The following is a 21459-nucleotide window of genomic DNA, read 5'->3' as shown; positions in this document are numbered from 1 at the left end:
TTCAACAATCACCTTCCGGCTCGCCCCACAGCTCGAAGCTCGAAGCTCGACAGCTCGACAGCTCGAACCAGAAGGAGCACGCCCGCCATGCCCGATTCCTGCGAAGCGCCCGAGCCCGTCATCACCGCCCAGGCGGTGAGTGAACCCGCCGCGTCCAGACCCCGCAGAGTCGTCGTCACCGGCCTCGGCGCGGTCACCCCGTTGGGGGTCGGGGTCGGCCAGTTGTGGCAGGGGCTGCTCGAAGGGCGCCACGGCATCCGGGAGTTGGAGGGGGAGGAGTTCGACGCACTGCCCGTGCGCCTCGCCGGGGTGGTGCCGGTGGACCCTTCCGGGCTGCTGCCCCGGCCGGTGGCGCGGCGGATGAACCGGGCCGCGCAGTTCGGGGTGCTGGCCGCCCGGGAGGCATGGGCCGACGCCGGGTTCGTCGCGGGCGGCACCCGGGAGAGCGGGGTCGATCCCGGACGGGTGGGGGTGAGTCTGGGGGCCATTCTCGGGGACGCGTCCGTGCTGGTGGGCGGGGACCGGAGGCTGCGGGAGAAGGGCCCGCGGGCGGTCTCACCCCTCACCACTCCGATGACCGTGCCCTCACAGGCCGCCTCCCAGATCTCCCTGGACCTGCACATCACCGGCGAGGCACGGACCGTGACGAGCGCCTGCGCGTCGGGCACCGAGGCCATAGGGCAGGCGATCGACCGCATACGGTACGGGCGGATCGACGTCGCTCTCGCGGGCGGCGCGGAAGCCGTCGTCACGCCGGCGATCATGGCGTCCTTCGCCGCGATGCGGGCCCTGGCCGACGGGGACCCCGCCGAGGGATCGCCCTCCCGGCCCTTCGCCAAGGACCGGAGCGGGTTCGTCAACGGCGAGGGTGCCGGGATCCTCGTCCTGGAGGCCGAGGAGCACGCGCGGGCCCGAGGAGCGCGGATCTACTGCGAGGCCGCGGGCTGGGGCCTGTCCGCCGACGCCCACCACATGGCGGCGCCCGATCCGTCCGGCAACGGCGTCGCCCTCGCCCTGCGGCGGGCCCTGCAGGACGCCGCCGGCCACGTCGGGGACGTCGTACACGTCAACGCCCACGCCACGGCGACGACCGAGGGCGACCTCGCGGAGGCGGGCGCGCTACGGGCGGTGCTCGGCCGACGCCCCGTACCGGTCACCGCCCTCAAGGGCCACCTCGGCCACCTTCAGGGCGCCGCGGGCGGCGTGGAGGCCGTGGCCGCCGCGCTGACCCTGCATCACGGGGTGGTGCCGCCGACCGTGGGCTGCGCGGAACTCGACGACGCCATCGACCTGGACGTGGTCCGCGGCGCACCACGCCCCCTGCCACAGGACGGCGACCTGGTCCTCAGCAACTCCTTCGGATTCGGCGGACACAACGCGGTGCTGGTGCTGCGGCGGGCAGGCGAGCGGTAGCCGGCTGTGCGCGGGTGCCCCAGCCCGTCCGGGCGGGCATCCAGGAGCCCACCGCCCGCTGCTCACGCCGTCACGCCGTGCGCTTGCGGGACGTCGTCTTCTTGGCCGGGGTCTTCTTGGCCGTGCTCTTGGCGGCGCTCTTGGCCGTGCTCTTGGCCGTCGCCGTCTTCTTCGCCCCCTGGGCCGTCTTCGACGTCGACTTCCTGGCGGACGACGACGCCGTCTTCTTCGCCGCCGTCTTCTTCGCCGCCGTCGACTTCTTCCCGGCCGCCTGCTTCGGCGCCGCCCTGGCGGTCTTGCCCGCCGGCAGGCGTCTGACCTCCGCCGGCTCCTCGGCCGGCTCCTCGCCCCGCGACTCCTTCGCCGCCCGCACGCTGTTCTCCAGGGCCGCCATCAGGTCGAGGACCTTGCCGCCCCCCGTCGGCTCGGGCGCCTCCGGCGGGGCCTCGCCGGCGGCCTTCGCGGCGACGACCTCCTCCAGGGCCTCGCGGTACTCGTCGTGCAGTTCGTCGAGGTCGATTTCACCGAGGGTGTCCATCAGGGCGTCCGCGAGGTCCAGCTCCTTGTCGTTGACCGTGACCTTCGTGTCCGGCGCGACCCCCTCGGGCGCCCGCACCTCGTCCGGCCACAGCAGCCCGTGCATGGCGATGGCGTCGCCGACCACCCGCAGCATGCCCAGCCGCTCCCGGCCCCGGAGGGCGAACTTCGCGATCGCCACCTTCTGGCTGCGCTTGAGCGCCTCCCGCAGCAACGTGTACGGCTTCGCGGCCGGCGCCCCGCCCGCCGCGAGGTAGTAGGCACTGTCCATGTGGAGCGGGTCGATACGGTCGGCCGGCACGAAGGCCACGATCTCGATCGTCTTGGCGGTCGGCAGCGGGAGGTGGGCCAGGTCCTCGTCCGTGATCGGGATGATCGTGCCGTCCGCGTCCTCGTACCCCTTGCCGATCTCCGCCTGGCTGACCTCGCGGTCCTCCAGCTCGCAGACCTTGCGGTAGCGGATGCGGCCGCCGTCCTCGGTGTGGATCTGGCGGAAGGAGATCGAGTGGCTCTCGGTCGCGTTCACGACCTTGATCGGGATGCTGACCAGCCCGAACGAGATGGCACCGTTCCATATGGATCGCACGCACAGCACCCTTTCGGTAGTTTCGCCGGGATCAGTCAGACATCTGTCGCCATTTCTGGAATTCTCATCGTATGACGCCGATCACAGAGGTGGAGGGGCGACGGCTCGCGCTCAGCAATCTGGAGAAGGTGCTGTATCCGGAGACCGGCTTCACCAAGGGCGAGATGCTGCACTACTACGCCACCACCGCCGACGCCCTGCTGCCGCATCTGCGCGATCGGCCGCTGTCCTTCCTGCGGTATCCCGACGGCCCGGACGGCCAGGTGTTCTTCGCCAAGAACGTCCCGCCGGGCACCCCCGACTGGGTCACCACCTCCGAGGTGCCCCGCGTCGAGGGACCGGCGCGCATGGTGCTCGTCCAGGACCTCGCGAGCCTGATGTGGGCCGCCAACCTCGTCACTGAGTTCCATACGCCCCAGTGGGTGATCGACGCGCCCGGCGAGGCCGACCGGCTGGTCTTCGACCTCGACCCCGGCTCGCCCGCCACGGTGGTCGAGTGCTGCGAGGTGGCCCTGTGGCTGCGGGAGCGACTCGCGGCCGACGGCATCGAGGCGTACGCCAAGACGTCCGGCTCGAAGGGGCTGCATCTCGCCGCGGCCATCCGGCCCGCCCCCTCCGAGCAGGCCACGGAGTACGCCAAGGCGCTCGCCGTGGAGGCCGAGAAGGCCATGCCCCGGCTCGTGATCCACCGGATGACGAAAAGCCTGCGGCCCGGCAAGGTCTTCGTCGACTGGAGCCAGAACGCCGCCCGCAAGACCACGGCCACGCCCTACACCCTGCGCGCCCGCCGCGAGCCCACCGTGTCCGCGCCGGTCACCTGGGAGGAGGTCGAGGACTGCCGCTCCCCCGAGAACCTGACCTTCCTCGCCCCGGACCTGGCCCCCCGCCTACAGGACTACGGCGACCTCCTGGCCCCCCTCCTCGACCCGAAGCGCGCGGGCGCGCTGCCCTGAAAGCGGCTCCCCGGGGGCCGTGGACCCCGGCGACGGTCACCCGCGACCGACCCGCACCACCGACCCGCACCACTGAGCCGGACCGCACCGCTCAGCCCACGGCACCCCAGACCCGCCGGTCCCGAGCCATCGCGTGCAGCGCCTCCACATCCGCCGGCTTCAGCACCCCGCCCAGCCGCGCCAGCCCCTCCACCTCGGTGTCCTTGAGGACCCGGACCTCACGCGGCGGCGCCGGGATCGTCACCTCGGCGGGGGCGAGCAGGGCCAGGACCGGGCGGACCTCCGCGGTCAGGGCGTAGGAGGCGCGGTCGGCGTCGGCGCGGACGCGGCGCAGCAGGGGCTGCGGCTCGCGGCGGCCGAGGGAGACCATCGGGTCGGCCACCGTCACCTTCTGCTTACGGGCGTACAGGGTGTGCAGCGCGAACAGCCCACCGGGCCCGATCACCAGGTGATGGATCCGGTCCCCGCCCGGCAGCGGAACGGAGTGCAGCGCGTGCCAGCCCGCACCGTCCAGCCGGTCCAGCGCCTCCCCGACCGTCTGCTCCGCCGTCAGCGCCCGCCGGCGCGGGTCGGGACGCAACCGGTGCGGGGGACCGGGATCCCGGTCGAGGTCGACCAGGAGCGCCTCGCCGGGGCGGTTGGGCGCGAGATCGTCGTCCGGGTGGAGGGCCAGCCTGGCCAGCTCGGCCGGGGTGGGGACCGGAGGCGGGCCCACCGTCACCGGGCCGGTGACGAAGGGGCCGAGGGCCTCCAGCACGTCCTCCCTGCGGTCCTCGCTGAGCAGGTTGATCCGGGCCGCCTCACGGTCGTACCAGGCGAGGTTCCGACCGTCCGTGAGGCAGACGTAGAGCCGTTCCTGGCCGTGCCGCCAGGTCGGTATGACGCGCAGTCCGCTCATGCACCATCACCCCTGTGACCATGGGAACAGGCAGGGTGCTGCCCGGGCAAGAACCTGGTTACCTTTGAGCGGAGTTGGGCAGATCCCCCGGGAGGGCTGGTTGGGGAGGCGCCGTTGCGTACTCGCAGGAAGCAACCCGACGTACCGGCTCCGGACAGCCCGTGGAGTGAGATCGTGCCCGGCCTGTGGATGGGCGGGCACGAGTTCCGGGGGTCGTCGGGACAACTGGAGTTCGCCGTCGTACGGGACGAGTTCGACGTCGTGCAGACGCTGCTGCGGCTGCCGGGGCACGGGCCCGATCCCGGCGTCGAGCACCATGTGTGGCCGATCCCCGACGGGCCGCTGGACGGGACCCAGCTCGCGGGGGTGATCCGCCTGGCGGAAGCCGCGTGCGAGGCACTGGACGAGGGCCGCAGGGTCCTCGTCCGCTGTTACCACGGGTACAACCGCTCGGGGCTCGTCATCGCCCATGCCCTGACCCGCCGGGACCGCTCCGCCGAGCAGGCGATCCGGCTGATACGCTCCCGCCGCTCTCCGTGGGCCTTGCACAACGAGCTGTTCGTCGACTACCTCCGGGCCGGACTCCCGACCGCCCGGCTCCTGGAGGAACTCGCCGAGTAGCCGTTTCGCCCGTCCGCCCACCGGGTGCGCAAAAAGGACTTCCGTACGAATAGGGTGTACGGACCGATCCCCGTCCCGAGTCCCAGGAGAGCCGTGCCCCGCAGCCGCCCCACACGCGTCGCCGCGCTCGTCGCCCTGCTGCTGGCGGCCGCGACGGCGTGCGGTGACGCCGGGGGGCTCCAGGGCGCGGGCCCGACCGAGACCGCGATCAGCCCGGACAAGCTCTGGCCGCAGCTGACGCCGGCGTCCAGCCCGGCCTATGTCGTCGGCGAGGTGAACCGGGAGGTGGTCAAGGGCGTCACCGTCCCCCAGGGCGACATCCGCGACGTGGACCCGGTCGCGGTGGTGCGCAGGGAGATCGCCGAGAGCCCGGGGGACTACGCCGGTGACAAGGCGCCGTACGGCCGCACCGGCCGCCTGATGGCCGAGTGCGACAAGGGCGCCGGGCGCGGCCGCTGCCCGGTGCTCCAGCCGTACTACCGGGACCTGACCGGCGACGGGCGCCCCGACCTCACGCTGGGCTTCCGGCAGATGCCGGGCAACACGACCGCGGTGCGGGTCTACACCGTCGAGAAGCGCAGGCTCGTGCAGGTGATGGAGTGGGACGACGCCATCAGCGGCGTGGAGCTGGCCGGACGGTCGGTGATCATCCGCTCGCCGTCCGAGGTGGCCGGGTACGAGTACCGCCTGCAGTGGACCTGGGACGCCGACCAGAAGGCCATGCTGCTCACGCACGACGAGATGCTGCGCACCGAGTCCCGCGAGAAGACCCCGCACCCCTCCCCTTCCCTCTCCCCCTCCCCTTCCCCCTCCCCCTCGCCTTCTGCGAGCACCCCATGAGGCTCGCGCTCCCCCAGTGGGCCGGCACGCTCGCCGTCAAGGCCGCCGTCTTCATCACGGTGATGTGCTGCGCGCTCGCCGCGCTGCTCGGCATCCTCGTGCATGTCTCGGTGACCAACCAGACCGTCGGCCAGGCCCGTGACCTCGCGCTGTCCCGGCTGGATGACGCGACGGCGTCGTTCGAGGCCGGAGACCCGCTCCGGCCGGGCGTCGCGATCGATCCGCCGGAGCTGCCCGGTTCGCTGCGGGACCTGGCGCTGGCCGGGGACCGGGGCACGATGGTCGCCGAGCACCGGGGGCACCCCGCCATGTGGGCGGCGGGCCCCGTCGACGACGAGCGAGGCGAGATGGGGGTCCCCCCGCCCGAAGGGCGGGGGAGGGTCCTCGCCGTGCGGGTCGACTATGCCCAGCAGGCCCGCACCATCGAGGGGCTGCACCGGGCGATCCTGTGGTCGTCGGGGCTGGCGATCGGGGTGACGGTGCTGGTGGGCGCGTTCGCGGTGACGCGGGTGACGCGACGGCTGCACGCCACGGCCCGGGTGGCCCGGCGGATCAGCGGGGGCGATCTGGACGCGCGGGTCGACGACCCCCGTACGAAGGATCCGGGCCGGCCCCAGGACGAGGTGGGGGCGGTCGCCGCCGCCCTGGACTCCATGGCGGCGTCGTTGCAGGGCAAGCTGCTCGCCGAGCAGCGTTTCACGGCGGACGTGGCGCACGAGCTGCGTACGCCGTTGACCGGGCTGCACGCGGCGGCCGAACTGCTGCCGCCGGGACGGCCCACGGAGTTGGTGCGGGACCGGGTGGCCGCGCTGCGCACGCTGACCGAGGACCTGCTGGAGATCTCGCGGCTGGACACCGGGCGTGAGCGGCTGGAGCTGGACAGCGAGCCGTTGGCGGCGCTGGCGGAGCGGGTGGTGCGGGCGTCCGGGTCCGACACCGAGGTCGTCGTCGTGCGGGACGTCGTGGTGGAGACCGATCGGCGGCGGCTGGAGCGGGTGCTGGGGAACCTGGTGGCGAACGCGCACAAGCATGGGCGCGGGCCGGTGTCACTGACCGTGGACGGGCCGGTCGTCACCGTGCGGGACCACGGCGTGGGCTATCCGGAGTATCTCCTCGCGCACGGGCCGCAGCGGTTCCGTACGGAGGGGGGATCCCGGGGCCATGGGCTGGGGCTGACCATCGCGTTGGGACAGGCGGAAGTGCTCGGGGCCCGGCTGACGTTCGCCAACGCGGTGGACGGCGGGGCCGTGGCTCGTCTCGTCCTGCCGTGAGTGGGCGCTTCCCCTATGGCTCACCAGGACGCGCGAGGGACCGGCATTACTCCTAATGTGGCGATTAGTCAGGTTCGTCCCTCTCTCATGGAGGTTCCCATGGCCCTGCGCTCGCGCCTCGCCATATCCCTCGCCGTCGGCGCCCTTGTCGCCGCGGCCTACGCCACGCCCGCTGCTGCCGACGACGAGTGGGGGTCCGGAAGCGACTCGGGCGCGTCTCAAGGGGACGGGGGCGGCGGCCAGGGGGGCGGGGGCGGCGGCCAGGGAGACGGCGGCGGGGGCGGCGACTGGGGCGGAGGCCAGGGGGAGGGCGGCGGGAACGGCCAGGGCGACTGGGGCGGGGGCCAGGGCCACGACGACCGCCGGTTCACCCGGGGACGGGTCACCGCGGGGACGCTGCTGCTGCGCAGTGCGCCCAACCGGGGCAGCCAGGTCATCCGGACCGCCCACCGAGGGGAGATCGTCAAGATCTTCTGCAAGACGCCGGGCCAGCGGATCGACGGCAACCCCCTGTGGTACCTGCTCGCGGACGGCACCTGGGCCTGGGGCGCGGCCCGGTACATCGACAACATCGGGGCCGCGCCGCGCTGGTGCTGAGACGTAAGGCACATAAGACGGACTATTTGGGTAAGTTCCGGACATGACCAAGGCCGGAACCACCCTGGTGGCAGCGGACGCGCCCGCTCCCGCCGCACGTCTCCCCCGGCGCCGTGGCATCGAACTGGCCCTCATCGTCGTGGCCGTCCTGCTCTCCGTGTACGGCTACTGCGCGGTCGGTCTCGCCAGGAACGGCACCGTCCCGCCCGGCGCCGCCGGTTACGGCGCCGGGCTCGGCGTGCTCGCGGTGCTCGCGCATCTGGCGGTGCGGCTGCGCGCCCCCTGCGCCGACCCGCTGCTGCTGCCGATCGGCGTGCTGCTCAACGGCCTCGGCCTGGTGCTGATCTACCGGCTCGACCTGGAGACACCGAGCGACCGGGCGGCGCCCGCCCAACTCGTGTGGTCCACGCTGGGCGTGGCGCTGTTCATCGGGGTCGTCCTCCTGCTGCGCGACCATCGCGTGCTCCAGCGGTACTCCTACGTGTGTGTCGTCGCCGCCCTCGTGCTCCTCACCCTGCCGATCTTCTTCCCCTCCGTGAACGGCGCCCGCATCTGGATCCGGATCGCCGGATTCTCCATCCAGCCCGGCGAGTTCGCGAAGGTGCTGCTCGCGGTGTTCTTCGCGGCGTACCTGGCCGCCAACCGCAGTGCGCTGGCGTACACGGGCCGTCGGGTCTTCGGGCTGCGCCGGATGCAACTGCCCACGGGGCGCGTCCTCGGCCCGATCGTCGCCATCTGGCTGCTGAGCGTCGGCGTGCTGGTCCTCGAACGGGATCTCGGCACCTCGCTGTTGTTCTTCGGCCTGTTCGTGGTCCTGCTGTACGTCGCCACCGGCCGCACCGGCTGGATCGCCGTCGGCCTGCTGCTGGCGGCGGTCGGCGCGGTGGCCGTCGGGCAGTTGGAGCCGCATGTGCACAGCAGGGTCGAGGACTGGCAGCACCCGCTCGCGTCGATCGAGGCCGGCGAGGGCCCCAACCAGCTGTCCCAGTCGCTGTTCGCCTTCGCGGCGGGCGGCCTCGTCGGCACGGGACTGGGCCTCGGCCACTCGATCCTGATCGGCTTCGCGGCCAAGTCGGACTTCATCCTGGCGACGGCCGGCGAGGAACTGGGCCTGACGGGCCTCGCGGCCATCTTCCTCCTCTACGGACTGCTGGTGGAGCGCGGCTTCCGGGCGGGCCTCGCCCTGCGCGACCCCTTCGGCCGGCTGCTCGCGGTCGGGCTCGCCTCGATCGTGGCGCTCCAGGTGTTCGTGATCGCGGGCGGGGTGACGGGCCTGATCCCGCTGACCGGCATGGCGATGCCCTTCCTGGCGCAGGGCGGCTCGTCGGTCGTCACCAACTGGGCGATCGTGGCGCTGCTGATCCGGTTGAGCGACAGGGCACGGAGCCGGTTCGGCGTCCCGAAGGACAAGGAGGCCCCCCGATGACCCGGCACATCCGCCACGCCGCCTTCTTCTGCGCCCTGCTGCTGGTCGCGCTGCTGGTGAACGCCGCCCGCATCCAGGTCTTCCAGGCCCCGGCCTACGACGACAACAGCGCCAACCGGCGCACCTCCATGGCCCGTTACGGGCAACCGCGCGGCGACATCCTGGTCGGCGGCGAGCCGGTCACCGGATCCCACGACACCGGCGAGCACCTCCGCTACGAACGGACGTACACGGACGGCCCGATGTACGCCCCGGTCACCGGCTTCGCCTCACAGGTGTACGGCACCACCTTCCTGGAGCGGACCGAGGACGGTGTCCTGTCAGGCACGGACCCCCTGCTGTCCCCGTTCCCGCTGTGGCAGGGCACCGCCCGCGACCGCTATCCCGGCGGCGACGTCGTGACCACCCTGCACCGGGCGGCGCAGGAGGCGGCGTACGAGGGGCTGGCCGGCCGCAAGGGGGCGGTCGCGGCCGTCGAGCCGTCGACCGGGCGGATCCTGGCCCTGGTGTCGGCCCCGTCCTACGACCCGTCCGTGCTGTCGGGCAACGGTTCGGCGGTGACGCGGTCCTGGAAGTCGCTGAACGAGGACCCGGACAAGCCGATGCTGAACCGGGCGGTGCGCAAGACCTACCCGCCGGGTTCGACCTTCAAGGTGGTGACCGCGGCGGCGGCCCTGGACGCGGGCGTGGTCGAGGACCTGGACGAGCCGACCGACTCCCCGGACCCGTACCGACTGCCGGGCACCAGGACCTCGCTGACGAACCCGTCCAAGGGCTGTGTGGACGTTCCGCTGCGGACAGCGTTCGAGTGGTCGTGCAACACGGTGTTCGCCAGGCTGGGTGTGCGGGTGGGAGCGGACCGGATGGCGGCGACGGCGAGGGCCTTCGGTTTCAACGACGCGGACCTGAGGATCCCGTTCCCGGTCGCCGAGAGCACCTTCGACCCGAAGGTGGACCGGGCGCAGCTCGCCCTGTCGTCGATCGGGCAGTACAACACGCGGGCCACCCCCTTGCAGATGGCGATGGTCGCGGCGGCGGTGGCCAACGGCGGGCAGGTGCGGTCGCCGTATCTGGTGGAGCGCACCACCCGGGCGAGCGGAGGCACGGTCGCGACGGCCGGGTCGCGGCCGATGCGGCAGGCCATGCGTCCGTCGACCGCCGTCCAGCTCAAGGAGCTCATGGCGGACGTGGTGCGGGAGGGCACCGGCACGAACGCCTGGATCCCCGGCGCGACGGTGGGCGGCAAGACCGGCACGGCCCAGCACGGCCTCGGCAACTCCGGGACGCCGTACGCCTGGTTCGTCTCCTGGGCGCAGGGCGACCGCGATCTGGAGCCCAAGGTCGCGGTGGCGGTGGTGGTGGAGGACGCGGACGCGGACCGGGGCGAGATCAGCGGGGGCGGGGACGCGGCGCCGATCGCCCGGGCGGTGATGGAGGCGGTACTGAAGTCGCCCTCGGGCGCGCGGGGTTGATGGCCGGTGCCCACGTATTGAGACGGCCCCTGCCGCCGCGCCCCCTCCCGACCTATCGTTCGGTCCATGACGCCATCAGCCGCCCCGGAAGCCGCCTACGAACTCGCCCAGGTCAACATCGCCCGCCTCAAGGCACCGCTGGACTCACCGCAGTTGAAGGACTTCGTCGACAACCTCGAACCCGTGAACGCCGATGCCGACGCCGCCGACGGCTTCGTCTGGCGGCTGAAGGACGACTCCGGCGACGCGACGGCCGTACCCGTCTTCGGCGACTCCTGGCTCATCATCAACCTGACGATGTGGCGCGACACGAACGCCCTGACCGCGTACATGTACCAGGGCCGCCACCGCGAGATGCTGGCCCGCCGCCGCGAGTGGTTCGAACGGGTGCAGGAGGCGATGACGGCCCTGTGGTGGGTCCCGGCAGGCCACCGCCCGACCGTCGCGGAAGCCGAGTCCCGCCTCCTCCACCTGCGCACGAACGGCCCGACCCCGTACGCCTTCACCCTGCGCACCTCGTTCCCGCCCCAGGGAGCCGAGCCGGTGCTGGGCGAGGTACCGGACGGACTGGGCTGCTCGGTCTGACGACGGGCCGGGCTCCTCAGCCCTCCGCCCCCGCCCGGACGGCGGCCGCCACCTCGGCCACCCGCTCCCGCTCCTCGACGGCGAACCGCTCGGCGTCGAGCCTCTCGGCGATCTCCTCGTCCTGGGCCATCAGCAGGTCCAGGTTCGAGTCGCCCATCTCGAAGACGCCCATGTCGACATAGGCCTGCTGGAGCCGTTCGCCCCACAGGCCGATGTCCTTGACGCAGGGGACGATGCGGGAGAACAGCAACTGACGGAACAAGGCCAGGAACTCGGACTGTTCGCTGTACTCCTCGGCCTCGGCGGTCGGGATGCCGAAGTTCTCCAGCACCTCCACACCCCGCAGCCGGTCGCGCATCAGGTGGCAGCCCTCGATGACGAACTCCTCGCGCTCACGGAGCTCGGCGTCGGTGAGCTGCCTGTAGTAGTCCCTGAGCGCCATCCGCCCGAAGGCCACGTGCCGGGCCTCGTCCTGCATGACGTAGGCCAGGATCTGCTTGGGCAGGGGCTTGTCGGTGGTGTCCCGGATCATGCCGAAAGCCGCCAGCGCCAGCCCCTCGATCAGGACCTGCATACCGAGGTAGGGCATGTCCCACCGGCTGTCCCGCAGGGTGTCCCCCAGCAGGGACTGGAGGTTGTCGTCGACCGGGTACAGCATCCCGATCTTCTCGTGCAGGAAGCGGCCGTAGATCTCCGCGTGCCGGGCCTCGTCCATCACCTGGGTCGCCGAGTAGAACTTCGCGTCGAGGTCGGGCACGGACTCCACGATCCGCGCGGCGCAGACCATCGCGCCCTGCTCACCGTGCAGGAACTGGCTGAACTGCCAGGAGGCGAAGTGCTTGCGCAGCTCGCCCTTGTCCTGGTCGGTGAGCTTCGCCCAGTACTTGGTGCCGTACAGGGACAGGGACTCGTCGGGGGTCCCGAGCGGATCGTACGGATCCACCTCCAGCTCCCACTCGATTCGCGTCCGCCCGTCCCACTGCTTGTCCTTGCCCTTCTGGTACAGGGCCAGAAGCCGGTCGCGGCCGTCGTCGTACTCCCAGCTGAAACGTGCCGCGCCGGTCGTCGGCACCTGCCAGAGAGGGTCTCCCGGATCTGTGGCGTACAGGTCGAAAGTCGGCATGTTCCGCAGGCTCACACGTAGTAGACGCGGGGTCAACAAGTTGCGCGTGAGGGATTGACGGGCTTGCTGACAAGCAGTCTCATAAGGGCATGACGACGCTGACGGAAGCCGATGCGCTCGCGGGGCTGCGCGATGCGCTCGGCCTGCTCAAGGACCGGGAGCAGGTGGCCCAGCGGCTGCTCGACTCCTCCGCCAAGCACTCCTTCGATCCCGACCAGGAGCTCGACTGGGACGCCCCCTTCGAGGAGGGCAAGTGGTTCTGGCCACCGGAACTGGTGTCCCTCTACGACACCCCGCTCTGGAAGCGCATGAGCGAGGAGCAGCGCATCCTGCTCTCCCGGCACGAGTCGGCGGCCCTCGCCTCCCTGGGCATCTGGTTCGAGATCATCCTCATGCAGCTCCTGGTCCGCCACATCTACGACAAGGCGGCGACCAGCGCACACGTCCGCTACGCCCTCACCGAGATCGAGGACGAGTGCCGCCATTCCAAGATGTTCGCCCGCCTGATCTCCCACGGCGACACCCCCTGGTACCCCGTGAGCCGCGTCCACCAGAACCTGGGCCGCCTCTTCAAGACGATCTCCACCACCCCCGGCTCCTTCACGGCCACGCTGCTCGGCGAGGAGGTCCTCGACTGGATGCAGCGCCTGACGTTCCCCGACGAACGCGTCCAGCCCCTCATCCGCGGCGTCACCCGCATCCACGTGGTCGAGGAGGCCCGCCACGTCCGCTACGCCCGCGAGGAGCTGCGCCGCCAGATGGTGACGGCCCCGAAGTGGTCGCAGGAGTTCACCCGCGTCACGTCCGGCGAGTTCGCCCGCGTCTTCTCGGTCGCCTTCGTCAACCCCGAGGTCTACACGAACGTCGGCCTGGACAAGCGCGAGGCCATGGCCCAGGTCAAGTCCAGCGCCCACCGCCGCGAGGTCATGCAGACCGGCGCCAAGCGCCTGACGGACTTCCTGGACGACATAGGAGTCCTGCGCGGAGTGGGCCGACGCCTGTGGAGGTCGTCGGGCCTCCTGGCATAGGCAGGCGAACCCCCACGGCCCCGCAGCCGCGTACGTCCCCGACCCACAACCCACCGCAGGCGCTACGCGCACCCCCACCGAACACCCGCGGGCCGCCGCAGGCATCAACGCACGCCCCCACCGCCCGCACACGCACCACCACAGCCATGACCACCCGACTACCCTGCTGGTCATGACGCCCTCGGCCGCCACCCCCGCCTACCGCCGCCTGAGCATCGAGGAACGCCGCAGCCAACTCCTCAACGCCGCGCTCTCCCTCTTCGCCCACCGCGCCCCCGAGGACGTCTCCCTGGACGACGTGGCCGAGGCGGCCGGGGTCTCCAGGCCGCTCGTGTACCGCTACTTCCCCGGCGGCAAGCAGCAGCTCTACGAGGCCGCCCTGCGCTCGGCCGCGGAGGAGCTCCAGCACTGCTTCGCCGAACCCCACGAGGGCCCCCTCCTCGACCGCCTCGCCCGGGCCCTGGACCGCTACCTCGCCTTCGTGGACGAGCACGACACCGGCTTCAGCGCCCTCCTCCAGGGCGGCAGCGTCGTGGAGACGTCCCGCACGACAGCCATAGTGGACGGCGTACGCCGCGCCGCCGCCGAGCACATCCTCAGCCACCTGGAGGTCACCGACCCCGGCCTCCGCCTCCGCATGACCGTGCGGATGTGGATCACCGCGGTCGAGGCGGCGTCCCTCATCTGGCTCGACGAGGACAAGCAGCCACCCGTGGAGGAGCTGCGGGACTGGCTGGTCGAGCAGTTCACCGCCGTCCTCGCGGTCACGGCCGCCCGGGACCCCCAGACCGCCGCGCTGGCCGAGAAGCTCGCGGCGGATGGCTGACACTGGTGCCGTGAAGAGCGAAGACACCCCCTTCGAGGGCGGCCCCATGGACGGCCGCGTCCTGCCCGTGCTCCTGGGCATCACGGGCCACCCGCCCAAGACGTACCGCATCCCCGTCCCCGACCCGCACGGCGGCCCGTCCACCGTCCTCGTCTACCGCCGCGTACCACGCACACCGAGCGCCCGCATGGGCCTCAGCGCGCGCTGGAAGTACGAGTACGACCCCGAAGGGGCGCCCACCCGCCGCCTGAACTGGCCGTGGTCCAAGCCGGACGCCACGCCGAGCGGCAAGCCGGACGACACGAACGAGTGACCTTGCTGCGCCGGACCGCGCACAACCGCCGAGCGAAGCACGAGCGATCGACCAATGCTCTCGGTGCGGAGCAGAAAGTCTCCCCGCACCGGAGGTGATGACGTGTCAGGACGGTTTCTGCGTCTGGCGTGCACGGCGACGACGACGACGGCGACGACGGCCGCCGCGGTGGCAGGCACGGTGGCAGGCGCGATCCTCGCGCCGGCACCCGCGCTCGCGGCTCCCGAACCACGGGAACGGTCCGTGGCCGAGCTCCTGACGGACCTTCAGCGCCTGTACCGGGAGACCGAGCAGGCCACGGAGACCTACAACGCCACCGAGGAGAAGCTGAGGAAGCAGCGCGCCGTGGTGACCCGCCTGGACGCCGCGCTGTCCCGCGCCCGGCTGTCCCTGCACGACAGCCGCGGCGCGGCCGGCCGGCTCGCCCGCCAGCAGTACCAGAACACCAGCGACCTCTCCCCGTACCTGCGCCTGCTCCTGGCCCGCGACCCCCAGCACGCCCTGGACCAGGGCCACGTCATCGGCCGGCTGGCACGCGAACGCGCCGCGACGGTCGGCCGGCTGACCGGCACCGAGAGGAAGGCCGACGAACTGGCCCGCAAGGCCCGCAAGGCCCTGGACGAGCAACTCGCCCTCGCACAGCGGCAGAAGAAGGACAAGGAGGCGGTGCACAAGCGCCTCAGGAAGGTCGAGGAGCTCCTGGCCTCACTGACCCCCGACCAGCTCACCGCCGTGGCCGCACTCGAGAGGCAGGACATCGCCACGGCCCAGCGGGCGTTCATGGCCTCCGGCGCCCTCGCCGCGGCGGACGACAAGCCGTCCCGCAAGGCCCACCGAGCGATCCGCTACGCCAGGAAGCAACTCGGAAAGCCGTACAAGTGGGGCGCCGAGGGCCCGAAGTCGTACGACTGCTCGGGCCTGACGTCCCAGGCGTGGGCCCACGCCGGCACCCCGATCCCGCGCACGAGCCAGGAGCAGTGGGCGCAGCTCGAACGCGTTCCGCTGACCGAACTGCGCCCCGGCGACCTGGTGATCTACTTCCCGGACGCCACGCACGTGGCCCTGTACCTCGGCAAGGGCAAGGTGGTCCAGGCTCCACGCCCCGGCGAGAAGATCAGGATCTCCCCGATCGCGTCGAACCCGGTCCTGGGCGCCGTACGCCCCGAGATCAAGCCCCCGAAACCTCCGCGAGGTACGCCCCGGTCTTCTCCGGCTCATAGAAGTAGTCCTCGAAGTCAGCCGGGTCGTTGAACCCGTTGGCGAACCGGTCGGCGACCGGCTGCAGCTGGCCCGCCGCCCCGACGAGGTTGAGGACGTGCTCCGGCGGCGGCGCCAGCATCGCGTTCGTCCACTTGGTCACGTGCTGAGCGGTGGCCCAGTACCGGTCGAAGGTGGCGCGCATCCAGTCCTCGTCGAACTCCTTGTCCCCGTGTTCGAGGATCGAGGCGAGGTAGGCGGCCGCGCACTTGGACGCGGAGTTGGAGCCCTGGCCGGTGATGGGGTCGTTCGCCACGACGACGTCCGCGACGCCGAGCACGAGACCGCCGCCGGGGAGGCGGCCGACGGGGTTGCGGACGGTGGGGGCGTAGCGGCCGGCCAGCGTGCCGCCCGCGTCGGTCAGCTCGACCTTGGTGGCCCGCGCGTACTCCCAGGGGACGTACCGCTCCATGAGTTCCAGGGTCAGGGAGAGGTGCTCCGCAGGGTCCTTGACGCCGTCGAAGACGTCGAGCGGGCCGCCGGGGATGCCCTCCCAGAAGAGGATGTCGGCACGGCCCGAGGTGGTCAGGCACGGCATGACGAACAGCTCGCCGACGCCGGGGACGAGGTTGCAGCGGACCCCTTCGGTGTCCGGGTGCTCGGGGCGCGGGCCGAGGCCGTGGACGTACGACACGGCCAGCGCGCGCTGCGGCTCGCTGTAGGGGGACCGCTCCGGGTCGCGGGCGAACATCTGGACCAGCTCGCCCTTGCCGGCCGCGACGAGCACCAGGTCGTACGTACGCGAGAAGAAGTCGAGGTCGCCGACGGCGGCGCCGTGGATGACGAGCTGGCCGCCGCGCTGGGCGAAGGTCTCCATCCAGCCGGCCATCTTCACGCGCTGGTCGACGGACTGCGCGTACCCGTCGAGGTTGCCCAGCCAGTCGATCGCGCGCGCCGCGGGGCCCTCGGCCCAGGAGCCGGGGGCGGCGACCGAGACGCCGAGCCCCTCGATCCTGGGGGCCTGGGACTCCCAGAAGTTCAGCTTGAGGTCCCTCTCGTGCTGGAGGGCCGTGTGGAACATGCACTGCGTGGACATGACCCGGCCGGTGCGGATCTCGTCCGCCGTCCGGTTCGACATCAAGGTGACCTCGTACCCCTGGGACTGGAGGCCGAGAGCGATCTGGAGTCCGGACTGACCGGCTCCGACGACGAGTATCTTCCGCATGCGGGCTGTCCTCTACTCGGGGGTTTCGTCGAGCGCGTGGCCCACGAGGGCCAGGAGGGTCTCGATCACGGAGATCCGGCGACGCGCGTCCATGATCATGACAGGTATGTGTTGCGGGACGGTCAAGGCCTCCCGCACGTCCTCCGGCTCGAACAGCTCACTGCCGTCGAAGTGGTTGACCGCGACGACGTACGGCAGTCCGCAGCTCTCGAAGTAGTCCAGCGCGGGGAAGCAGTCCTTCAGGCGGCGCGTGTCGGCCATCACGACCGCGCCGATCGCACCGCGCACCAGGTCGTCCCACATGAACCAGAACCGCTGCTGGCCCGGCGTGCCGAACAGGTAGAGCACCAGGTCGTCGTCGAGCGTGAGGCGGCCGAAGTCCATGGCCACCGTGGTGGTCAGCTTGCCGGGCGTCGAGGAGAGGTCGTCGGTCTCCTCGCTCGCCTCGGTCATCAGCGCCTCGGTCTCCAACGGCGTGATCTCCGAGACGGCCGTGACCAGCGTGGTCTTGCCGACGCCGAAGCCGCCGGCCACGACTATCTTCGTGGCGACGGGCGCGCGGGTGCGGTCCGTCTGCCAGGACCTCAGGTCCTCGTCCGGCTCGACGAACGGGCTGCTGCCGCCGACGGAGGCGGCGTCAGAGACGACGGAGTCCACTCAGCACCCTTTCCAGCAGAGCGCGGTCCGGCCGGCCCGTGCCGTGACCGGTTCCGGTGCCGTACACACGGATCTTTCCCTGGTCCGCGAGATCGCTCAGGAGCACGCGGACCACGCCGAGCGGCATCTTCAGCAGCGCGGCGATCTCGGCCACCGTGCGCATACGGCGGCACAGTTCGACGATGGCCCGCATCTCCGGCATGACCCGAGTGGAGAGGGAACCATTCGTCAGCTCCTTGCGCTCCTCGGCCGCCTCCAGCGCGGCCGTGCTGCTGACGAACGTCTCGACGAGCAGGACGTGGCCGAAGCGGGTACGGCCGCCGGTGAGCGAGTAGGGGCGCACCCGGGCGGGCTTGCGGTCGCCGCCGCGGACGGGGAGGTGGGGTTTGGCGGGCGGCTTCTTCGGAACGTTGCTCATCGCGTACTCCCTGCCGACGCGGCTTCGAGGGACTTCCTCAGCTCGCTGCGGAGTTCGGGGGTGAGGACATGGCCGGCGCGGCCGACGAAGAGTGCCATGTGGTAGGCGACCACGCTCATGTCGCAGTCCGCGGAGCCGTGCACACCGAGCAGCGAGCCGTCGCTGATGGACATCACGAACAGGCTGCCCTCGTCCATCGCGACCATCGTGTGCCGCACCGCGCCGGACTCCATGAGCTTGGCCGCGCCGATGGTGAGGCTGCCGATGCCGGAGACGATGGTGGCGAGGTCCGCGGAGGAGCCGCGGGGGCCGGTGGGCCGGTCGGTCCTGAGCTCGCGAGCCTCCGCGTTGCGGGAGTGGTCCGAGGAGAGCAGCAGCAGGCCGTCGGAGGAGACGACCGCGACCGACTGGATGCCCGGCACCTCCTCGACCAGATTCGTCAACAACCAATGCAGGTTGCGGGCTTCACTGCTCAGTCCGAAGGTACTGGGCGCGGTCAACTGCTTGCCTCCTCGACTGTGCCCCCGTCGGTTGCTTCGGATTCCGTGCTCGGTGTCTTGTGCCGGCCGGTCTGTTCGGCGATCTCTGCTTGTACGTCGCGGTATCCGGCCTCCGCTCCTCGACGGAAGCCACCCAGCCTCCTGCGGAGGGCTTCGGCGTCGACGCCGGCGGTCCGCTGGCGCGGGGCCTGGGCCGGGCTGGTGATCTTCGGGGTGCGCTTGGGCAGGCCCTTGTCGGTGAGCAGCTCCTCGTCCGGGGTGCGTGCGTGTTCCGCCTCCGCTTCGTCTTCGGCGGGTTCGCTCCCGGGCGCGTCGTCCGCGCGGCCGTCGTCGTCGGGTACAGGGGGACCCTGTGGGGCCTCCTCACCGTCGGCGGCCGCGGGTTCGTCGCTCGCCTGCGCCGGGATCAGGAGCTCCATCGTGGTCTCGGCAGGGTGCTCCCGCTCCTGCTCCGCGGTCGCCGGTACGGCCTCCTCGGCGCCCTCCGTCTCCCGTACCGCCTTCTCGGCCAGGGCCACCAGCGGGTCCGCGGCCTTCGTGCGGCCGTGCAGGACGTTGGAGTTGGCCTCCGCGTCGGCGCCCGGCAGGGAGAAGGTGTGGGTGCCCGTGTGGTGCGGCGACTGGGACGGGACCGCGGCCGCGGGGGCCGCCGCCAGCAGGCCCTTGGGCAGGACCGCGACCGCCGCGACGCCGCCCTGCTTCTGCTCGCGGAGCTGGACGCGGACGCCGTGGCGGTGGGCGAGGCGGGCGACGACGTACAGACCGAGACCGAGGCCCTCCGCGCCCTCCTGGTCGTAGGTGGCCTCGGGGTCGAAGTCGGTGAGGCGGGAGTTGAGACGCGTCAGGCGCTCCTCGGTCATGCCGATGCCCTCGTCCTGCACCGAGAGCATGACCTCGCCGCTCTCCAGCAGCCAGCCGGAGATCTCGACGGGCAGGTCGGGCGGGGAGAACGAGGTGGCGTTCTCCATCAGCTCGGCCAGCAGGTGGGAGAGGTCGTCGGCGGCGAAACCGGCCACGTGCGCGTGCGGCGGGAGCGCGGCGATGCGGACCCGCTCGTACCGCTCGATCTCACTGACCGCCGCGCGGACGACGTCGACGAGCGGCACCGGCCCGGCGTGCTGCTGGACGTGTTCGGTGCCGGCCAGGACGAGGAGGTTCTCGCTGTGGCGGCGCATGACCGTGGCGAAGTGGTCGAGCTTGAAGAGGGTCGCCAGACGGTCCGGGTCCTGCTCGCGCTCCTCCAGCCCCTCGATGACGGCGAGTTGCCGCTCGACCAGGCCGAGGGTGCGCAGCGCGAGGTTCACGAAGGTGCCACTGATGCTGCCGCGCAGCCGCTCCAGCTGGGCGGCGGAGTCGGCGAGTTCGGCGCGCAGTCGCTCGCGCGCGTCGGCCATCTTCTGGCGCTGGCCGACCAGGTGCTTGCGGTCGGCCTCCAGGGTGGTGATGCGCTCGTGGAGGGCGACGGCGTGCGCGTGCAGGGCGTTGACGGAGTCGACGACCTGCGCGAACTCGTCCTTGCGCCCGGTGAACTTGACGGGCTCCTCGGCCGCCGGGTCCTCCGCCCCGGCGAGCCGGGCGGAGCCGAGCCGCAGGACGGCCAGCGGGCGGGTGAGGCTGCGGGCCATGCCGGTGGCGACACCCACGGCGAGCAGCATCAGCGCGCCGAGGACCGCGATACGGATCTCCAGCGCGGTGACGTCGTCGTCGCGCAGCCCTTCGAGGGCCTTGGTGCGGCGGTCGTAGAGGGCGGACTCCACGCCGCGCATCAGGTCGACGCGGGCGGAGAGGGCGGCCCCGGCACGCCGGGCGTCGGTGGCCAGGTCCCGGTCGGAGAAGGTGGGCTGGTCGGTGAGCGCCGCCAGATACTTCTCGGCGCTGTTGACCTCGGGTCCGGTGACCGTGGAGTCGAACGACGTGCGGGCGGTCTTGGGGGCGGTGTCGTGGAAGTCGGCGAGGGCCGCGTCGGAGCGCAGCCGGGCCTGCTGGGCGGCGGCGCTGAGGGCGGCGCGCTGCCTGGCGTCGGCGTCCGAGGAGGTCCGCTGGGTGGTCGCGAGGCCGGTGACCGGGTCGATGACCGTCGCGGTGGAGGTCGGCACGCTGAGGGCGGCGAGCAGCAGACCACGGGCGGCGGCGGCCTGCTGCACGGCGGAGTCCAGCTCGGCGAGGGCGTGGGCGTCGGCGCCCGCGCGCGGCGGCATCTGCTCGGCCAGCCGCTCGGCGAGCCGGTGGAGTTCGGTGATGGCGGCCGAGTAGGCGGCGTGCGCCTCCAGCGCGGTGCTCTTGCCGGTGAGCGCGGACCTGCGCACGGCCGCGATGCCGTCGAGGTCGTCGCGCAGCGGGACGGGGGCGTCGGTGTCGGCGCGCAGCTCCTCGACCTGCCGGTCGACCCGGGCGCTGCGCTGCTCGCTGGGCGCCTTGGCCTTGGGCCGGCCGGCGGCGATGTACGAGGTGACCTCGTCGCGCTCGTCGGCGAGGGAGTGCGCGAGGGTGAGCGCGTCCTCGGTCTGCTCGGCGAGCGTCACCAGCTCCTGGGAGTCGTGCAGTTGCCCGGAGGCGGCGACGATCGAGGGCACGCCGGCCCCGGCGATGGCGGCGGCCACGACGGCCACGGCGACGATCAGCCGGTTCCGCACATGAGTGGGGCGCCCCTTGCCGGCGGGCGCGGCGTCGGTCGTGGTGCCGGGAGCGGGCTGCGGGGCCCCTGCGGAGGCCGACTGCTTGCCTGAGCGACGAGGCCGCATCTTCTGCACCGGTGCTCGCATTCCTGACTCGTGAAACCCATGGGTCCGGGTGACGCTGCGTCAACTACCGCCGACCTCGCGTACATCCCTCCCCCGAGCGCTCGACCTTGCTCGAGCAGGGGGGTGCCCTCACCGGTCCCCGACCCTCCCAGTGCCGGTGGGCAACGGTCGCGCATCACCTGACCCGCCACCCGAAGGAGTGAACCCCGGAGGGGAGTTGGCGGGCAAGTTC

At 71.9% G+C, this 21459-nt stretch carries 20 protein-coding genes and 1 pseudogene; 13 read left to right on the top strand and 8 right to left on the bottom strand.

Features of this window, described 5'->3' with window-relative positions; all coding sequences use genetic code 11:
* Window positions 1–159: 159 nt before the first annotated feature.
* A pseudogene (locus ABZ078_RS14700) lies at window positions 160–1413 on the top strand (beta-ketoacyl-[acyl-carrier-protein] synthase family protein); the annotation flags it as partial.
* A 70-nt stretch (window positions 1414–1483) separates the two neighbouring features.
* Here ABZ078_RS14700 and ABZ078_RS14695 read toward each other — a convergent pair.
* Entirely contained in the window at window positions 1484–2536 is a 1053-nt protein-coding gene (locus ABZ078_RS14695; protein ID WP_356575145.1) for a Ku protein, read from the bottom strand.
* Window positions 2537–2607: 71 nt separating this feature from the next.
* On the opposite strand from ABZ078_RS14695, the gene ligD reads away from it, so the two are divergent.
* Window positions 2608–3489: a non-homologous end-joining DNA ligase gene (ligD, locus tag ABZ078_RS14690; RefSeq protein ID WP_356575143.1), complete on the top strand. Its 882-nt coding sequence runs from the start codon at window positions 2608–2610 to the stop codon at window positions 3487–3489.
* A 91-nt stretch (window positions 3490–3580) separates the two neighbouring features.
* On the opposite strand, the gene ABZ078_RS14685 is transcribed toward ligD, so the two are convergent.
* Window positions 3581–4387 carry a nuclease-related domain-containing protein gene (locus ABZ078_RS14685; protein WP_356575141.1) on the bottom strand — a complete coding sequence of 269 codons (807 nt, stop codon included), beginning with the start codon at window positions 4385–4387 and terminating at the stop codon, window positions 3581–3583.
* Window positions 4388–4501: 114 nt separating this feature from the next.
* Here ABZ078_RS14685 and ABZ078_RS14680 point away from each other — a divergent pair, with 114 nt between their 5' ends.
* The 7 genes from ABZ078_RS14680 (at window position 4502) to ABZ078_RS14650 (ending at window position 11199) form a co-directional block, all read left to right on the top strand.
* A complete protein-coding gene (locus ABZ078_RS14680; protein ID WP_356575138.1) occupies window positions 4502–5008 on the top strand; it encodes a dual specificity protein phosphatase in 507 nt (168 codons plus the stop codon).
* A 93-nt stretch (window positions 5009–5101) separates the two neighbouring features.
* Entirely contained in the window at window positions 5102–5848 is a 747-nt protein-coding gene (locus tag ABZ078_RS14675) for a hypothetical protein (RefSeq protein WP_356575136.1), read from the top strand.
* Window positions 5845–7119, top strand: a complete 1275-nt coding sequence (locus ABZ078_RS14670; RefSeq protein WP_356575135.1) for a HAMP domain-containing sensor histidine kinase — start codon at window positions 5845–5847, stop codon at window positions 7117–7119. Before ABZ078_RS14675 ends, ABZ078_RS14670 begins: the two co-directional genes overlap by 4 nt.
* A gap of 99 nt (window positions 7120–7218) precedes the next feature.
* Window positions 7219–7716 (top strand): SH3 domain-containing protein, encoded by a 498-nt coding sequence (locus ABZ078_RS14665; RefSeq protein ID WP_356575134.1) that lies wholly within the window; start codon window positions 7219–7221, stop codon window positions 7714–7716.
* Window positions 7717–7759: 43 nt separating this feature from the next.
* On the top strand, window positions 7760–9142 hold the full coding sequence (locus ABZ078_RS14660; RefSeq protein WP_356575132.1) for an FtsW/RodA/SpoVE family cell cycle protein: 1383 nt from the start codon (window positions 7760–7762) through the stop codon (window positions 9140–9142).
* The gene (locus tag ABZ078_RS14655; protein ID WP_356575130.1) at window positions 9139–10614 is read left to right on the top strand and encodes a penicillin-binding transpeptidase domain-containing protein; all 1476 of its coding nucleotides are present in this window, start codon (window positions 9139–9141) and stop codon (window positions 10612–10614) included. Before ABZ078_RS14660 ends, ABZ078_RS14655 begins: the two co-directional genes overlap by 4 nt.
* A 66-nt stretch (window positions 10615–10680) precedes the next feature.
* Window positions 10681–11199, top strand: coding sequence for a DUF3291 domain-containing protein (locus tag ABZ078_RS14650; protein WP_356575128.1), 519 nt, complete (start codon window positions 10681–10683; stop codon window positions 11197–11199).
* Window positions 11200–11215: 16 nt separating this feature from the next.
* On the opposite strand, the gene ABZ078_RS14645 is transcribed toward ABZ078_RS14650, so the two are convergent.
* The gene (locus tag ABZ078_RS14645) at window positions 11216–12322 is read right to left on the bottom strand and encodes a ferritin-like domain-containing protein (RefSeq protein WP_356575127.1); all 1107 of its coding nucleotides are present in this window, start codon (window positions 12320–12322) and stop codon (window positions 11216–11218) included.
* Between the two features lie 89 nt (window positions 12323–12411).
* Here ABZ078_RS14645 and ABZ078_RS14640 point away from each other — a divergent pair, with 89 nt between their 5' ends.
* The 4 genes from ABZ078_RS14640 (at window position 12412) to ABZ078_RS14625 (ending at window position 15740) form a co-directional block, all read left to right on the top strand.
* Complete coding sequence (locus tag ABZ078_RS14640; protein ID WP_356575125.1) at window positions 12412–13350, top strand: diiron oxygenase; 939 nt, start codon at window positions 12412–12414, stop codon at window positions 13348–13350.
* A gap of 172 nt (window positions 13351–13522) precedes the next feature.
* Window positions 13523–14176 carry a helix-turn-helix domain-containing protein gene (locus ABZ078_RS14635; protein WP_356575123.1) on the top strand — a complete coding sequence of 218 codons (654 nt, stop codon included), beginning with the start codon at window positions 13523–13525 and terminating at the stop codon, window positions 14174–14176.
* A gap of 10 nt (window positions 14177–14186) precedes the next feature.
* Window positions 14187–14489 (top strand): hypothetical protein, encoded by a 303-nt coding sequence (locus tag ABZ078_RS14630; RefSeq protein ID WP_356575121.1) that lies wholly within the window; start codon window positions 14187–14189, stop codon window positions 14487–14489.
* A gap of 168 nt (window positions 14490–14657) precedes the next feature.
* A complete protein-coding gene (locus ABZ078_RS14625) occupies window positions 14658–15740 on the top strand; it encodes an NlpC/P60 family protein (protein ID WP_356575246.1) in 1083 nt (360 codons plus the stop codon).
* Here ABZ078_RS14625 and ABZ078_RS14620 read toward each other — a convergent pair.
* From ABZ078_RS14620 to ABZ078_RS14600, 5 genes are read right to left on the bottom strand one after another with little or no spacing between them, the layout of a single operon-like run.
* Complete coding sequence (locus ABZ078_RS14620) at window positions 15658–16911, bottom strand: styrene monooxygenase/indole monooxygenase family protein (protein WP_356575119.1); 1254 nt, start codon at window positions 16909–16911, stop codon at window positions 15658–15660. The two genes, ABZ078_RS14625 and ABZ078_RS14620, sit on opposite strands and share 83 nt — an antisense overlap.
* Window positions 16912–16923: 12 nt before the next feature.
* Entirely contained in the window at window positions 16924–17568 is a 645-nt protein-coding gene (locus tag ABZ078_RS14615) for an ATP/GTP-binding protein (RefSeq protein ID WP_356575117.1), read from the bottom strand.
* Window positions 17549–17986 (bottom strand): DUF742 domain-containing protein, encoded by a 438-nt coding sequence (locus ABZ078_RS14610; protein ID WP_356575116.1) that lies wholly within the window; start codon window positions 17984–17986, stop codon window positions 17549–17551. The genes ABZ078_RS14615 and ABZ078_RS14610 overlap by 20 nt, the downstream gene beginning before the upstream one ends.
* Window positions 17983–18486, bottom strand: a complete 504-nt coding sequence (locus tag ABZ078_RS14605; protein WP_356575115.1) for a roadblock/LC7 domain-containing protein — start codon at window positions 18484–18486, stop codon at window positions 17983–17985. Before ABZ078_RS14605 ends, ABZ078_RS14610 begins: the two co-directional genes overlap by 4 nt.
* On the bottom strand, window positions 18483–21236 hold the full coding sequence (locus ABZ078_RS14600) for a nitrate- and nitrite sensing domain-containing protein (RefSeq protein WP_356575113.1): 2754 nt from the start codon (window positions 21234–21236) through the stop codon (window positions 18483–18485). Before ABZ078_RS14600 ends, ABZ078_RS14605 begins: the two co-directional genes overlap by 4 nt.
* Between the last annotated feature and the right edge of the window lie 223 nt (window positions 21237–21459).

Origin of the sequence: Streptomyces sp. NPDC006385 (assembly GCF_040612485.1) — a bacterium.
In the GTDB taxonomy this organism is placed as follows: Bacteria; Actinomycetota; Actinomycetes; order Streptomycetales; family Streptomycetaceae; genus Streptomyces.
This window is presented reverse-complemented; position numbering and strand designations above follow the sequence as displayed.